14 protein-coding genes are annotated in these 12,823 nt (G+C 59.3%); 8 read left to right on the top strand and 6 right to left on the bottom strand.

The genetic code is table 11. From position 1 onward, the window contains the following. The first annotated feature begins 19 nt into the window (after window positions 1-19). Genes JNB91_RS25515 through JNB91_RS25495 form a run of 5 tightly spaced genes read left to right on the top strand, consistent with a single transcriptional unit; the run spans window position 20 to window position 4,249 of the window. Window positions 20-661, top strand: a complete 642-nt coding sequence (locus tag JNB91_RS25515) for an amino acid ABC transporter permease (RefSeq protein WP_220328291.1) — start codon at window positions 20-22, stop codon at window positions 659-661. Next, the gene (locus JNB91_RS25510; RefSeq protein WP_220328290.1) at window positions 658-1,326 is read left to right on the top strand and encodes an amino acid ABC transporter permease; all 669 of its coding nucleotides are present in this window, start codon (window positions 658-660) and stop codon (window positions 1,324-1,326) included. Before JNB91_RS25515 ends, JNB91_RS25510 begins: the two co-directional genes overlap by 4 nt. Further along, window positions 1,323-2,114 carry an amino acid ABC transporter ATP-binding protein gene (locus JNB91_RS25505; protein ID WP_220328289.1) on the top strand — a complete coding sequence of 264 codons (792 nt, stop codon included), beginning with the start codon at window positions 1,323-1,325 and terminating at the stop codon, window positions 2,112-2,114. Before JNB91_RS25510 ends, JNB91_RS25505 begins: the two co-directional genes overlap by 4 nt. After that, window positions 2,111-2,863: a histidine utilization repressor gene (hutC, locus tag JNB91_RS25500; protein ID WP_223218384.1), complete on the top strand. Its 753-nt coding sequence runs from the start codon at window positions 2,111-2,113 to the stop codon at window positions 2,861-2,863. Before JNB91_RS25505 ends, hutC begins: the two co-directional genes overlap by 4 nt. Before the next feature lie 33 nt (window positions 2,864-2,896). Then, a complete protein-coding gene (locus JNB91_RS25495) occupies window positions 2,897-4,249 on the top strand; it encodes an LLM class flavin-dependent oxidoreductase (RefSeq protein ID WP_220328288.1) in 1,353 nt (450 codons plus the stop codon). 61 nt (window positions 4,250-4,310) lie between these two features. Here the strand turns inward: JNB91_RS25495 and JNB91_RS25490 are convergent, their stop codons facing one another. Then, window positions 4,311-4,703, bottom strand: coding sequence for a DUF1236 domain-containing protein (locus tag JNB91_RS25490; protein ID WP_220328287.1), 393 nt, complete (start codon window positions 4,701-4,703; stop codon window positions 4,311-4,313). Between the two features lie 183 nt (window positions 4,704-4,886). Between JNB91_RS25490 and JNB91_RS25485 the strand changes: the two genes are divergently transcribed. Together JNB91_RS25485 and JNB91_RS25480 are read left to right on the top strand one after the other, a co-directional pair. Then, complete coding sequence (locus JNB91_RS25485; protein WP_346269393.1) at window positions 4,887-6,287, top strand: sensor histidine kinase; 1,401 nt, start codon at window positions 4,887-4,889, stop codon at window positions 6,285-6,287. After that, entirely contained in the window at window positions 6,284-6,952 is a 669-nt protein-coding gene (locus JNB91_RS25480) for a response regulator (RefSeq protein WP_220328286.1), read from the top strand. Before JNB91_RS25485 ends, JNB91_RS25480 begins: the two co-directional genes overlap by 4 nt. Window positions 6,953-7,039: 87 nt before the next feature. On the opposite strand, the gene JNB91_RS25475 is transcribed toward JNB91_RS25480, so the two are convergent. The 5 genes from JNB91_RS25475 to JNB91_RS25455 all read right to left on the bottom strand — a co-directional run bounded on the left by JNB91_RS25475 (window position 7,040) and on the right by JNB91_RS25455 (window position 12,103). Next, a complete protein-coding gene (locus JNB91_RS25475) occupies window positions 7,040-7,444 on the bottom strand; it encodes a hypothetical protein (RefSeq protein ID WP_220328285.1) in 405 nt (134 codons plus the stop codon). Window positions 7,445-7,627: 183 nt separating this feature from the next. Then, window positions 7,628-8,701: an AI-2E family transporter gene (locus JNB91_RS25470; protein WP_220328284.1), complete on the bottom strand. Its 1,074-nt coding sequence runs from the start codon at window positions 8,699-8,701 to the stop codon at window positions 7,628-7,630. A 119-nt stretch (window positions 8,702-8,820) separates the two neighbouring features. Then, window positions 8,821-10,254, bottom strand: a complete 1,434-nt coding sequence (locus tag JNB91_RS25465; RefSeq protein WP_220328283.1) for an aldehyde dehydrogenase family protein — start codon at window positions 10,252-10,254, stop codon at window positions 8,821-8,823. A gap of 83 nt (window positions 10,255-10,337) precedes the next feature. Beyond that, complete coding sequence (locus JNB91_RS25460; RefSeq protein ID WP_220328282.1) at window positions 10,338-11,138, bottom strand: NAD-dependent epimerase/dehydratase family protein; 801 nt, start codon at window positions 11,136-11,138, stop codon at window positions 10,338-10,340. Window positions 11,139-11,281: 143 nt separating this feature from the next. Next, window positions 11,282-12,103 (bottom strand): bifunctional allantoicase/(S)-ureidoglycine aminohydrolase, encoded by an 822-nt coding sequence (locus JNB91_RS25455; RefSeq protein WP_220328281.1) that lies wholly within the window; start codon window positions 12,101-12,103, stop codon window positions 11,282-11,284. A gap of 253 nt (window positions 12,104-12,356) precedes the next feature. Between JNB91_RS25455 and JNB91_RS25450 the strand changes: the two genes are divergently transcribed. Then, window positions 12,357-12,821, top strand: coding sequence for a CBS domain-containing protein (locus JNB91_RS25450; RefSeq protein WP_220328280.1), 465 nt, complete (start codon window positions 12,357-12,359; stop codon window positions 12,819-12,821). The last annotated feature ends 2 nt before the right edge of the window (window positions 12,822-12,823 follow it).

Genomic DNA, 12,823 nt, shown 5'->3' with positions numbered 1-12,823 from the left:
GACCAACGAAGCGTAGCCGATGACGCCAAAACTTTTCACGCTGCTTCTGGAGGCGGCTCTCTCGACCCTTGGCATCAGCCTGGTGTCGATCGCGATCGGGTTCGTGATCGCCATGCTGCTTTCCGCCGCGCTCCTGTCGCGCAAGTCGATCTACATCCTGCCGGCAAGGCTGTTCATCAGCTTTTTCCGCGGCGTGCCGCTGCTGGTCCAGCTGCTGCTTATCTACACCCTGTTGCCGGTGATCGGCATAAATGTCCCAGGCATCGTCGCCGCGATCGTCGGCCTATCGCTCTGCACGGCAGCCTATCAGGCTGAAAACCTGCGGGGCGGTTTCGCCAGCGTCCCGCGCGGTCTCATCGAAGCGGCCGATGTGGCAGGCTTTACCGGCGTCCATACCTTCATCCGCATCCGCGCGCCGATTGCGCTGCGGCTTACCTTCCCGGCGCTGGTGAACGAGGCGATCATGATACTCAAATCCTCCTCGCTCGTCTCTGTCGTGGGGATCATCGAAATCACCAAGATGGCGCAGGATCTCGCCTCCAGCACCTATCAGCCGATCCCGATCTTCGCGTCGGCAGCGCTCATTTATTTCGTCATCAACTCCGCAATTGCACTGCTCGGCCGCTATGCCGAACGTTCCCTGAAGGGAGCCTCGGCATGATGTTCGATCCGCAGGTCATTATCGAAAAACTGCCGGAAATCGGCAGCGGGCTGTTCGTCACCCTTTGGCTCTGGATCGCCGGCGTGCTAGGCGGGGTCGTTGCAGGCTTTATCGTCGCCACCGCGCGCCGTTTCGGCGGCAAGATCGTCAATGCCGTGCTCGGCACGATCGTGGAAGTGCTGCGCGGCACGCCGTTCCTGATCCAGATTTTCCTTCTCTATTACGGTGGCCCGTTCGTCGGCCTGATGCTCGATCCCATCCCCTGCGGGCTGATCGGGCTTACCGTCTATAGCGCCGCCTATTACAGCGAGGTGTTCCGCGCCGGTTATGCGTCGGTGCCGGTCGGCCATGTCGAAGCCGCCGCCTGCCTCGGCATGACGCGGTTCCAGACGATCAGCCGTATCCAGGTGCCGGAAATGGCGCTGATCGTACTGCCGCCGGCGATCAATCTGGCCGTCATCCTGCTCAAGGAATCCGCCGTGCTATCGATCATCACGGTGCCGGAGCTGACCGCCACCGTCAGCGCCATCGGCTCCCAGCAATACGCATTTCTCGAAGCGATCTTCGTTTTGGCGATCGTCTACTGGATCATCGTTGAACTCACAGACCGGCTCGGCCGCATGGCCGAAAATCGTCTCTCCCGACTGAGGTTTTCGAAAGCATGAGTGTACCCGCCATCGCCATCCGCAAACTCGTCAAGCGGTTCGCAGATACCACCGTGCTGCAGGACATCGATCTGGAAATCCCGGAAGGCAAGGTCTCCTGCCTCATCGGCCCATCCGGCTCGGGAAAAAGCACGTTGCTGCGCTGCCTCGCCTTTCTGGAAGAACCGACCAGCGGCATGATCACCATCAACGGAGAAGCGTTGGGCTTTTTCGAGGATGACAATGGCCGCCGCGAGCGCCTGCCTGCCAACCAGATCCGGGCGGTGCGCACAAAGACCGGCATGGTCTTCCAGCAGTTCAATCTCTGGCCGCACATGACCGCACTCGGCAATGTCAGCGAAGCATTGAAACTCGTCCGCAAGGTGCCGAAGGCGGAAGCGGAAGAGCGGGCAATGGCGCAATTGCGCAAGGTAGGGCTGGAAAACCGTGCCGGACATTACCCTTCGCAGCTTTCCGGCGGCCAGCAGCAACGCGTGGCGATTGCCCGGGCGCTCGCACTCGAACCGAAAATCATGCTGTTCGACGAGCCGACCTCTGCGCTCGATCCCGAATTGACCGGTGAAGTGCTCAACGTCATGCGGGACCTGGCGGCGGAAGGCATGACGATGGTGGTCGTTACCCACGAGATCGGCTTTGCCGCAAGCGTCGGCCAGCAGATCAGCTTCCTCGATCATGGACGACTGCTGTTTTCGGGGCCGCCGGCGGAAATCTTCGCCAAGCCGCGCCACCCGCGCCTGGAGCAATTCCTCGACACCTATCTCGATCGCGGCGCCAGCATGCTCGCATGATCGACGCGGATATGACTGCCGACCCGATTCCCGAGACCCCGCTTTCGCTTCATCAGCGAATACTTTTCGATATCGAGCAGAATATCCTGACCGGTCGCTGGCAACCCGGCTTCAGAATAGCATCGGAGCAGCAACTGGCTTTGCAATATGGCTGTTCGCGGATGACCGTGAACAAGGTCGTGACGCAACTGGCGCGCGCAGGTCTGATACAGCGACGGCGCAAGGTTGGCAGTGTCGTGCTCCCGCAGAGGGCGCAAAGCGCCATTCTCGAAATCTACGACATTCGCGAAGAGGTGAAGGCGAAGGGCCAAATCTATAGCCATCGCATTCTGAGTCGCGCGGTGAGACCGGCGGATAGTGACGAGGCCGAGCGTCTCGACATCCCGCGCAAGAAAGCGATCGCTGACATCACCTGCCTGCATTATGCGGGCGAGCAACCATTCTGTCTTGAGCAACGCCTCATCAATCTAGATGTCGTGCCTGATGCCAGCGGAGAAAAATTCGAAACCCTGTCTCCCGGCCCCTGGCTACTCGACCACGTGCCATGGAGCGCAGCCGAACACCGGATCGCGGCCCGTGGTGCCGGCCCTACGGAAGCCGCGCATCTCACGATCCCCATCGGCAGCCCGGTCATGGTCGTCGAGCGCCAGACATGGCGGCTCGATCAGTCCGTGACATCGGTTCGGCTGACCTATCCCGGCAAAAGCCACACGCTCACCGCCCGCTTCACCCCATCTCAGGCGGGCTGAAACACGAAGACTATCGAGAGGAGTCGAGGAACCATGGCACGCGAAGACAAGCTGAAACTTGGAACCTTTGTCTATACGTTTGGCTTCAACCCGGCGAGTTGGCTGCATCCGGCAGCCGACGTCAATGGCGCGAACCGGATCGACCACCTGCTCAACGTTGCTCGCATTTCGGAACAGGCCAAGCTCGACTTCATGTTCGTGGCGGATTCACCGGCCGCTGCGATCGGCGATGCGGAAGCTCTCTCCCGCTCGCCGACAAAGATGAACCGGTTCGAGCCGCTGACCCTGATCACCGCCCTTGCGACCATGACGGAGAAACTCGGCTTCGTGGCGACAGCCTCGACCAGCTATTACGAGCCTTACAACATCGCCCGCATATTCTCTTCCATCGATCATCTGAGCGGCGGCCGGGCATGCTGGAATGTCGTCACCTCCGACCATGACGAAACCGGTTATAACTTCAATCGCGAGGGGCTCGATCCACATGCGATCCGCTATGAGCGCGGCGAGGAATTCGTCGATGTCGTTTTCGGCTTGTGGGACAGTTTCGAGCCAGATGCGCTTCTGCTCGATCGCGACAACGGCGTCTATTACGACAAGGACAAGCTGCACACGCTGAACCACAAGGGCAAGCATTTCCAGGTTCGCGGACCGTTGAACATCGCCTCGACCCCGCAGGGCAGACCAGTCATCGCTCAGGCCGGCGGCTCGGAAGCGGGCATGGAGCTTGCCGCACGAACCTCGGAGATCGTCTTCAGCCTCGCCTCCAGCATTGAGCGCAACGGTGCATTCTACCGCAATGTCAAAGGCCGAATGTCCAAATACGGCCGCATCGACGACGACTTGAAGATGATGCCGGGCATTGTCGTCAATGTCGGCGAGACGAAAGCCGAGGCCCAAGCCAAGGTCGATTTCCTGATCGATAACCTTCATCCGGATGTCGGCCGCTGGATGCTAGGCGAATTCCTGGAGGCGGATCTTTCGGGCGCGGAACTCGACAAGCCCTTCCCGATGGAGCGCCTGCCGCAGCAGCCGAAGGGTTCGAAAGCACTATTCGAGGAACTGACCGATTTCATCAAGCAGGGCCACACGCTGCGCCACCTGATCCACCACTACGCGGAAAAGAGCACCGGCAATGGTATTACCGGCACGCCGAAGGAAATCGCCGATTTCATGGAAGAGTGGTTCGAAGCCCGCGCCGCCGACGGCTTCATCCTGATGTTCCCGACCCTGCCCGCAAGCCTGACCGACTTTACCGAACTCGTCTTGCCGGAACTGCGCCGTCGCGGGCTTTTCCGCGAAGAATACGAAGGCCCGACGCTTCGCGAGAATCTCGGCCTCTCGATGCCCGCCAATCGCTACGCAGCGGCCCGCCAGAAGGGTTGAGGCAATACCCGAGAAAAGGCGCCCGCGATGTAACGGGCGCCTTTTCCATATTCAATCTATATCAGTTGAGAACGCGAACAACCGTGTGTGTCTGCGGATCGACGATCACGCGCTGCTGGTTGACGACTGCATAGGCATAGGTCGGATCTTCCGGCACCGGCGTCAGCACCACCTGCTGCGGGATGGGGCGACCGACGACTACCTGTTCCTGAACGACGACCGTCTGCGCCGGCATCGGCTGGGTCTCGACGTAACGCACGACGCGTTCCGGCGGCGGATCGATTGCGGTACCGGCAGCAGCTCCAACGATGCCGCCAACCGCAGCGCCCACCGGGCCGCCGACTATTGCGCCGGTGACCGCACCGCCGACAGCACCGTTAACCGTGCTCTGCTGGGCCAAGGCACCGGTGGCGAAAGCTGCTATGGCAGCGGATACCAGGATCATCTTTTTCATCACAGAACTCCTTGCTTGCGATGGCGGGAAAACGCGAGCTAGCCCGCGCCGTTCCTCACCGGGACCTTTGCGGTTGAGCATGCGACTTTGGTCCGGCCATGCAAAATAGTGTCCAGCTCGCCCCATTGACGCCGTGAAGCCGAGCCTTAATTATTTTCTTCTGATGCACCCACCGAGGCTTTCGTGCGCCTACCCAATGTTGTTGCTTTTTGGACCGGACAGTCGCTCGCCCGCCAGTTTCTGCTTGCCGGCGGGTTCATTTCGATCATCGCGACGCTGATCGTCGGCACCTTCGTTGCCAGCCTCATCGAAGAAGCCGTAACGCGGAATTCCGGGGCTTCGACGGCGCTTTATGTCGATAGCATCATTGCTCCGATCCTTCCCGACCTGACGACCACGGAAAAGCTCGACGAGTCGATCGAACGGGTACTCGATGAAACCCTGTCTCAGGGCGCGCTCGGGCAGCGGCTGATTTCCTTCCGGCTCTGGCGCAAGGACGGCACGATCCTCTACGCCAATGACAAGTCGCTGATGGGGAAGAAACTTGCCCCGAGCAAAGACCTGACGACGGCTTTCTCCGGCAGAATGGTGTCGGAGTTCAACCAGATCGACCGGCAAGAAGCGGAAGCACTCGGCAACCAGACGCAGCCGCTTCTCGAAATCTATAATCCCGTGCTGCAGCCATGGTCGGGCGAGGTCGTAGCGGTTTCGGAATTCTATGAGGTGGCAACCGATTTCGAGCGCAGCCTTCAGAGCGCAAGATTGCGTGCCTGGCTGGCCGTCATCGCCGTGATCGCGGCAATCTTCTCGCTGCTGTCGCTGATCGTCTTTCGCGGCAGCCGGCTCATCGAACTGCAGCGCGGCCTTCTCAATGCCCGGGTCGGCGAGCTTTCGCATCTTCTCAAGCAGAACCGGGAACTGCACGCCCGCGTCCAGAAGGCCAGCCAGCAAACGACCGCCATCAACGAACGATTTTTAAGGCGGCTGGGAGCCGATCTCCACGACGGGCCGGCGCAGCTTATCGCCTATGCATCCCTGCGGATCGATAGCCCCGCCATTCTCGGCGCCCAGGCACTTCGCGAAGCGCGCGAGGCGGAGGTCACATCGATCAAGAAGAGCCTGCAGGAAGCTATGCGCGAAATCCGCAGCATCTGCCACGATCTCATCCTTCCCGAGATCGAAGCCGCAAACTTTCAGGACGTCATCCTGCAGGCCGTCCAGCGCCACCGGGAGCGAACCGGCGTTCCGGTTGCCCTTACAATGGCCGCAGTCGGGTGGCAGCCAAGCCCGGCGGAAAAAATATGCGTCTACCGCTTTGTTCAGGAGACGCTTAACAATGGCTGGCGGCATGCGGGAGGATCGGGCCAGAAAGTGCTGCAACGTTTGGAAGAGCATTGCGTTGTGGTGGATGTCATCGATACCGGCCCCGGCTTCGATCCGACACAGATCAAACCGACGAGCCTCGGCATCGCCGGTTTGAGGGAACGGATAGAGAGCCTCGGAGGACGGTTCGACATCGTTTCCAACAGCAATGGTACGACAGTGACGATGACTTTGAAGATTTGCGAAACGGAGAGAACTTGATGACGGATCTGCGGGTTGCCGTATGCGACGATCACCCACTTTTCAGGGAAGGCGTTGCGCGCACATTGACCGAACTCGGCTTCGATATCGTGGCTGAAGGGGGAAGTCGCGAGGATGCAATCGAAATCGCCCAGCGGCACCAGCCGGACATTCTCCTGATGGATATCTCGATGCCGGGCGGCGGCCTTGGTGCAATCGGCCCCATCCTTGCCGAGCGGCCCGACCAGAACATCGTGATGCTGACAGTATCGGAAACCAGTGACGATATCCGCCAGGCCCTGCAGGACGGCGCCAAGGGTTATGTGCTCAAAGGGATCGGATCCGGTTCGCTTGCGGAAATCCTCCGTTCCGTTGCCGCCGGTGAGGGGTACGTAGCGCCCGCACTTTCCGCCAAGCTCCTTTCGGAGCCGCCGGCATCAGCCGACGAGGACAGCTTCTCCGTTGCCATGCGAGAGCTGACGACACGCGAACGCGAGGTTCTGAGGCTAGCAGCCGAAGGCCTGAGCAACAAGGCGATCGCCATCGAACTCGATCTTCACGAAAAAACGGTCAAGCATCACATGACGCGCATCTTCACAAAGCTGAACGTCACCAACAGAACCGCCGCGGCAATCGCCTGGACCGAAGCGTCACGGGAAAGTTCCGCTCGTACGCTTTCCTCATAGCGGGAAAACAGCCACATGGCGAACCATCTGGAAAGTTGGCTCGCCAATCACTCACTTCATTCCAGTCATTCAATTGATTGCTGGCATTTACTTGATCAAGGAACGCAACCTGTCGAGGTCGGATTTCGTCGCTGCGCGATTGACGATTGTCCTGCCGCTTTTATCGCGCATGACATAACGGCCGCGATCATTCACCTCTTCGCCAATGCCGCTGCCGTGCCTTACCCTTATGCCGCGATTGTCGACATCGACGCTATCTTTCTGAGAGCGGCTGTCCGTTGTCTTAGTCTCCGCCGCAGTATCGGTGTTGCGCCCGCGATCGCCACGCCCGGCATTGCCTTCGCTGCTGTCGGCGCCGCCACCTCTGCCTGAATTGCTGGAATTGCCGCCGCCATCACGGCCACCTCTCCCATTTCCGCGCCCTTCCGAGCCATTGCGCGCCATCGCGGAATTCGCGCCGAATGGCACAAGACCTAGGAGAAGGGCAAGCATCAGGGCTGAAGTGATCTGTCGGCGGGAGTGAATGGCAACCTCCATCGGACGAGAGTCAGTTATTGCATCCTACTATCAGGCAACATCTCAGCCCAGCCATAGTTCCGCCCATAATGGCTCGATCGGACCTTTGCGAATGCACGCGCCGGACCATAGTCCGAACATGTTGGCCGATATCCGGCTTCAATCGGCTGCGTTTCCGTCGCTCCCGCGCTCCTTTTCGAAAAGCGACCATGCCGCAATGAAGAGCGCTGCAATCAGCGGGCCGATGACGAAACCGTTGACGCCGAAGAGCGAAATGCCGCCAACAGTCGAGATCAGCACGACATAATCAGGAAGCTTCGTTTCCTTTCCAACCAGCGGCGGCCGAAGAATATTGTCGATGAGGCCAATCACGAACACACCGACCGCCACGATCACGGCAGCCTTCAAAACTTCACTGGTGACGGCCAGATAGATCGCCGTCGGCACCCAGACGAGAGCAGCGCCAACCGCAGGCACCAGCGAAAGAAGAACCATCAGGACGCCCCACAGCAGCGCCGGCTGCACGCCCAGGAACCAGAAGGTGACGCCGCCGATAAAGCCCTGAATGATGGCGATGATGATGTTTCCCCTCACCGTGGCCCGCACGACGGAGGCGAACTTCGCCATGAACTGCGTCGTATGCTCGTCGCTCAGAGGTGCAGCACTTCGTATCGAAGCCGCAAGCGAGCGTCCATCACGAAACAGGAAGAAAAGCAGGTAGAGCATCAGGCCGAAAGCGATAAAGAATTCCGCAGTGCTCTGGCCGAAATTCAAGGCGCGCCCGGCAAAGAAGCTTCCGCCTTGCATCAGCGAAGACGAAAAACGATCGCGCAGAGCCGCGAAGCCACCGGTCTCGATCGTCTGCAACCAGTCCTGCATGAAGGCGGGAAGAGCCGTCACGACCTCGTTGAGCATTCGGTTGAGATCGATCTGCCCGCTCGAAATCCTCTGATAGAGACCGGTCCCCTCCTGAATGAGCGAGGCAAGAATCGCCAGACCCGGCAGGATGACGAGGCAAAGGCAGATCAGCACGGAGAGAACGGCTGCACTATTTCGCCGTCCGCCAAGCGCGCTTTCCAGCTTGGCATAGAGCGGGAAGAAGATGATGGCGAAGACCACCGCCCAGAAAACCGCAGAATAGAACGGGATGAGGATTGCGATGAAGGCCAGCGTCACGAGCACAAGCAGAATATAAAAGCTGACACGCTGAACCACGAATATCCCATCCTGCATTTGAACGTTTTCGCAGACAGAGATAACGCGTAAAAACGATCCGTCTACAGATGTCACTCTGCAGACGGATCGCGCACAGGTCTTTTACATTTCTACAGCCGCAACGATTGCGGCCATTATCAGGCCTGAGTGTAGGCCGTCTTCACCACGGTGAAGAATTCGGCCGCATATTTGCCCTGCTCGCGCGGGCCGAAGGATGAAGCCTTGCGCCCGCCGAAGGGCACATGAAAATCGACACCCGCCGTCGGCAGGTTGACCATCACCATGCCGGCTTCGGAATTGCGCTTGAAATGCGTCGCATATTTCAGGCTCGTCGTCGCAATGCCGGCGGAAAGACCGAAAGGCGTGTCATTGGCCATTGCCAGCGCCTCGTCATAATCCTTGACGCGAATGACACTGACGACCGGGCCAAAAATTTCCTCACGGCTGATGCGCATCTGGTTGGTCGCTTCGGTAAACAGCGCCGGCTGCAGGAAGAAACCGGGCGTGTCACGCTCCAGTCGCTCGCCACCGAAGGCAAGCTTGGCGCCTTCCTTGATGCCGATCTCGATATAGTCCGTGTCCTGCTTCAACTGGCGAACGTCGACAACCGGTCCGACGTGGGTTTCGGGCCTCAGTGCATGGCCCACCTGAATGCCCTTCATCCGTTCGGTCAGCGCCGCAACGAACTTGTCATGGATGCCTTCGGTGACGATCAGGCGCGAGGACGCCGTGCAGCGCTGACCGGTGGAGAAGAAGCCGGAATTTGCCGCAGCCTCCACGGCAACGCCAAGATCGGCGTCGTCGAGAACGATCATCGGGTTCTTGCCGCCCATCTCCAGCTGGAACTTGCGGTTATGCTCGATCGAGGCTGCCGCCACGCGCTTGCCCGTGCCCGTCGATCCCGTGAAGGTGATGCCGGCGATATCCGGGCTGTCGAGCATCGTCTGGCCGACGACCGAACCCGGTCCCATCACCAGATTGAGCACACCCTTGGGAAGGCCGGCGCGATGCAGGATATCGACGATTGCCCAGGAGCAGCCAGGTACGAGGTCCGCCGGCTTGAAGACCACCGTATTGCCGTAGCAAAGCGCCGGTGCGATTTTCCAGGCGGGAATGGCGATCGGAAAATTCCACGGCGTGATGATGCCGATGACGCCGAGCGGTTCGCGGGTGATCTCGACGCCGATGCCGGGCCTTGCCGATGGCAGGACTTCGCCCGCCAGCCTCAGCGTCTCGCCGGCAAAGAAATCGAAAATCTGGGCGGCACGCGTGACTTCGCCGATCCCCTCGGCCAGTGTCTTGCCCTCCTCGCGGGAGAGAAGCGTGCCAAGTTCCTGCTTGCGCGCCAGGATTTCGTCAGCAGTCTTTTTCAGGATCGCATGACGCTCCAGAATTCCGGACCGGGACCATGCGGGAAAGGCCGCCTTTGCCGCCGCGATAGCCTGTTTGACGTCATCGGCCGTCGCCTGCGCGTAAAGCCCGACGATGTCATTGGTATCGGACGGATTGACGTTTTCTGAGCCGGTACTGCCGACCCATTCGCCGGCGATGAGGTTCTGATGGATGGTCATGCTTTTTCCTTCCCAAGCGGCTTTTCAATCAAGCGGATATGGCCGCGACATATGAATGGAGGGCGTCCTTGGATGCGATGTTATCAGTTGTCGTCGGGATGGCCAGCGCCGGCGAATGCTCCGCCCTGGTAGACCACCAAGGGATCGTTAGGATCCTGCTCGCCGGTCGCAGCCTCGACCTCGGCGCGCCACTTTTCCGAACTGTCCTGCGGCTGCCAGCCGAGAAAATCGACGTTGCTATTGTCCCACCACGTCTGCTGGTTGGCGGATGCGCCATAGACGATCGTATGCGCCAGTTTCGGGGTCAGAAAGGCCCTCTCGCACAAGGAAACGAAATCGCGATAACTCAGCCAGCTTGCCAGCATGCGCGGATTGAGCGGCCTGTCGAAGCAAGAGCCGATGCGCAGCGAAAGCGTCTCCTGCCCGAACTTGTCATAATACATGCTGGCGACAGCCTCGCCGAAGACCTTGGATACGCCATAGAGTGAATCGGGACGCGGATAGACCGTGTTGTCGATCTTTTCGTCCTGGCGGTAATAGCCGACGACATGATTGGAGCTGGCGAACACGATGCGCGGTTTGCCCTGATGCCGGGCAGCCTCATAAAGGTTGTAGAGACCGATAATATTGCCCTGAAGAACGATATCGAAGGATCGCTCTACGGATACTCCGCCGAGATGGATGACGCCGTCCACGCCTTCAAGAAGTCGCAAGACCCCTTGGGCATCGGCGAGATTGCATCTGACGAATGTTTCCTTTGGTCCGAGGTCGAAGACGTCACCGAGATCCGACAACACGACCTTTTCCGCCAACTGCGACAGCAGCGGGCGAATGTTCTGACCGACACCGCCCGCGGCGCCCGTCAGCAACAATTTCTTCAGCATATATCCTCCCCAGGACAGGCATCACCGACACTTTATCGGCGTTGTCATACATGACGGCCAAATAGATACTACAAGTGGGAGGCATGGCGTCAACAAGTTTATCATTGACGCCTTAAATTCATGCAGGAGGCAGCGCCTGCCCCTTACCAGAGATCGGCGTGGCGGTTGACGTCCTTGTAGAGAAGGTAACGGAAACGGCCGGGACCACCGGCGTAGCAAGCCTGCGGGCAGAAGGATCTCAGCCACATATAGTCCCCGGCCTCGACCTCTACCCAATCCTGGTTGAGGCGATAGACCGCCTTGCCCTCGAGAACATAGAGACCATGCTCCATGATGTGGGTTTCCATGAACGGGATGACCGCACCGGGCTCGAATGTGACGATGTTCAGATGCATGTCGTAGCGAACATCCGAAGGATCGATGAAACGCGTCGTCGCCCAACGGCCGTCTGTATCCGGCATCGGATCCATGACGCATTCGTCCTCATGCGTGAAGATAGCCGGCGGGGCCTCCAAGCCTTCCACCACCTTGAATGCCTTGCGCACCCAGTGAAAACGGCAGGGCTTGTCGCCTTCGCCGCGAAGGGTCCATTTCGAACCGGCAGGAAGATAGGCAAAGGATCCCTCGCGCAGACGATGCGAGGCGCCCTCGAATTCGATCGTCAGATCGCCGGTGACCACGAATATGGCTGCCGAGGCGCGGATATCCGGTTCCGGCTTCCTGCTGCCGCCACCCGGCAGGACCTCGACGATATATTGGGAGAATGTTTCGGCAAAACCGGAGAGCGGACGGCTGATGATCCATGCCCGCGTCTTTTCCCAGTGCGGCAGGACGCTGGTGACGATGTCGCTCATCACAGTCCTGGGGATGACCGCATAGGCAGTGGTGAAAACGGCCTTGCTGGAGAGAAGCTGTGTCTGCGGCGGCAAGCCACCAACCGCACTGAAATACTTGCTGTCAGTCATGTCTGTTCCCTGATTATGCTGACCAAGGTTTAAGCGTGCCGGTCCGATTCATCAATCGGCAAACGATCTCCCCTTCTTGGTCGGCTGGAGATTATAACCGCTGCACCGACAAGACCGGTGTGAAGCATTTGAACTTGGATCGGGATTGTTTTCACAGACCGAGGGAGCGACGAAGTGCGCGTCGTGGCGGGTAAAACCACGTGATAAATTGGATCTGTTGAAGGGAAGCTCTCTCGAACAACAGGAGGAATGAATGGGTATTCGGGTCAAGGACATCATGACACGGGATGTGGTCACCGTGTCGCCAGAGGCAACGCTGAAGGAGATTGCTGGGCTGCTGGTGAAGAATTCGGTCAGTTCGGTGCCGGTCTGCGATGACAAAGGAAAGGTTGTCGGCATCATCAGCGAGCGGGATCTACTCCGCCCCTTCGGCAAGACGATTGCCCAGCGCCGGGACTGGTGGATTTCGGCCCTTGCCCAAGGTAACGACCTGGAACCTCAATTCGAAAAGCTGATCGGCGTAAACGAGCACCGGGCAGCGCTGCTGATGACGCCGCCAGTGAAGACGACCAGTGAAGAAACGGAACTGGGTGAACTCGCTGAGATCATGTCGGAAAGTGACATCAAGCGTCTGCCCGTTCTTTGGGACGGAAAGCTCGTCGGCATCGTCAGCCGCGCGGATGTGGTCAGGGCAATAGCGGGCCTCAATGCGGCTTGAAG

Origin of the sequence: Aliirhizobium wenxiniae (genome assembly GCF_019511445.1) — a bacterium.
Classification (GTDB): domain Bacteria; phylum Pseudomonadota; class Alphaproteobacteria; order Rhizobiales; family Rhizobiaceae; genus Neorhizobium; species Neorhizobium wenxiniae_A.
This window is presented reverse-complemented; position numbering and strand designations above follow the sequence as displayed.

Excerpts from the sequence above, each read along its gene's own strand:
- JNB91_RS25515 (WP_220328291.1), top strand. The coding sequence starts at position 20 with ATGACGCCAAAACTTTTCACGCTGCTTCTGGAGGCGGCTCTCTCGACC.
- JNB91_RS25510 (WP_220328290.1), top strand. The coding sequence starts at position 658 with ATGATGTTCGATCCGCAGGTCATTATCGAAAAACTGCCGGAAATCGGC.
- JNB91_RS25505 (WP_220328289.1), top strand. The coding sequence starts at position 1,323 with ATGAGTGTACCCGCCATCGCCATCCGCAAACTCGTCAAGCGGTTCGCA.
- hutC (WP_223218384.1), top strand. The coding sequence starts at position 2,111 with ATGATCGACGCGGATATGACTGCCGACCCGATTCCCGAGACCCCGCTT.
- JNB91_RS25495 (WP_220328288.1), top strand. The coding sequence starts at position 2,897 with ATGGCACGCGAAGACAAGCTGAAACTTGGAACCTTTGTCTATACGTTT.
- JNB91_RS25490 (WP_220328287.1), bottom strand. The coding sequence starts at position 4,703 with ATGAAAAAGATGATCCTGGTATCCGCTGCCATAGCAGCTTTCGCCACC.
- JNB91_RS25475 (WP_220328285.1), bottom strand. The coding sequence starts at position 7,444 with ATGCTTGCCCTTCTCCTAGGTCTTGTGCCATTCGGCGCGAATTCCGCG.
- JNB91_RS25470 (WP_220328284.1), bottom strand. The coding sequence starts at position 8,701 with ATGCAGGATGGGATATTCGTGGTTCAGCGTGTCAGCTTTTATATTCTG.
- JNB91_RS25465 (WP_220328283.1), bottom strand. The coding sequence starts at position 10,254 with ATGACCATCCATCAGAACCTCATCGCCGGCGAATGGGTCGGCAGTACC.
- JNB91_RS25460 (WP_220328282.1), bottom strand. The coding sequence starts at position 11,138 with ATGCTGAAGAAATTGTTGCTGACGGGCGCCGCGGGCGGTGTCGGTCAG.
- JNB91_RS25455 (WP_220328281.1), bottom strand. The coding sequence starts at position 12,103 with ATGACTGACAGCAAGTATTTCAGTGCGGTTGGTGGCTTGCCGCCGCAG.
- JNB91_RS25450 (WP_220328280.1), top strand. The coding sequence starts at position 12,357 with ATGGGTATTCGGGTCAAGGACATCATGACACGGGATGTGGTCACCGTG.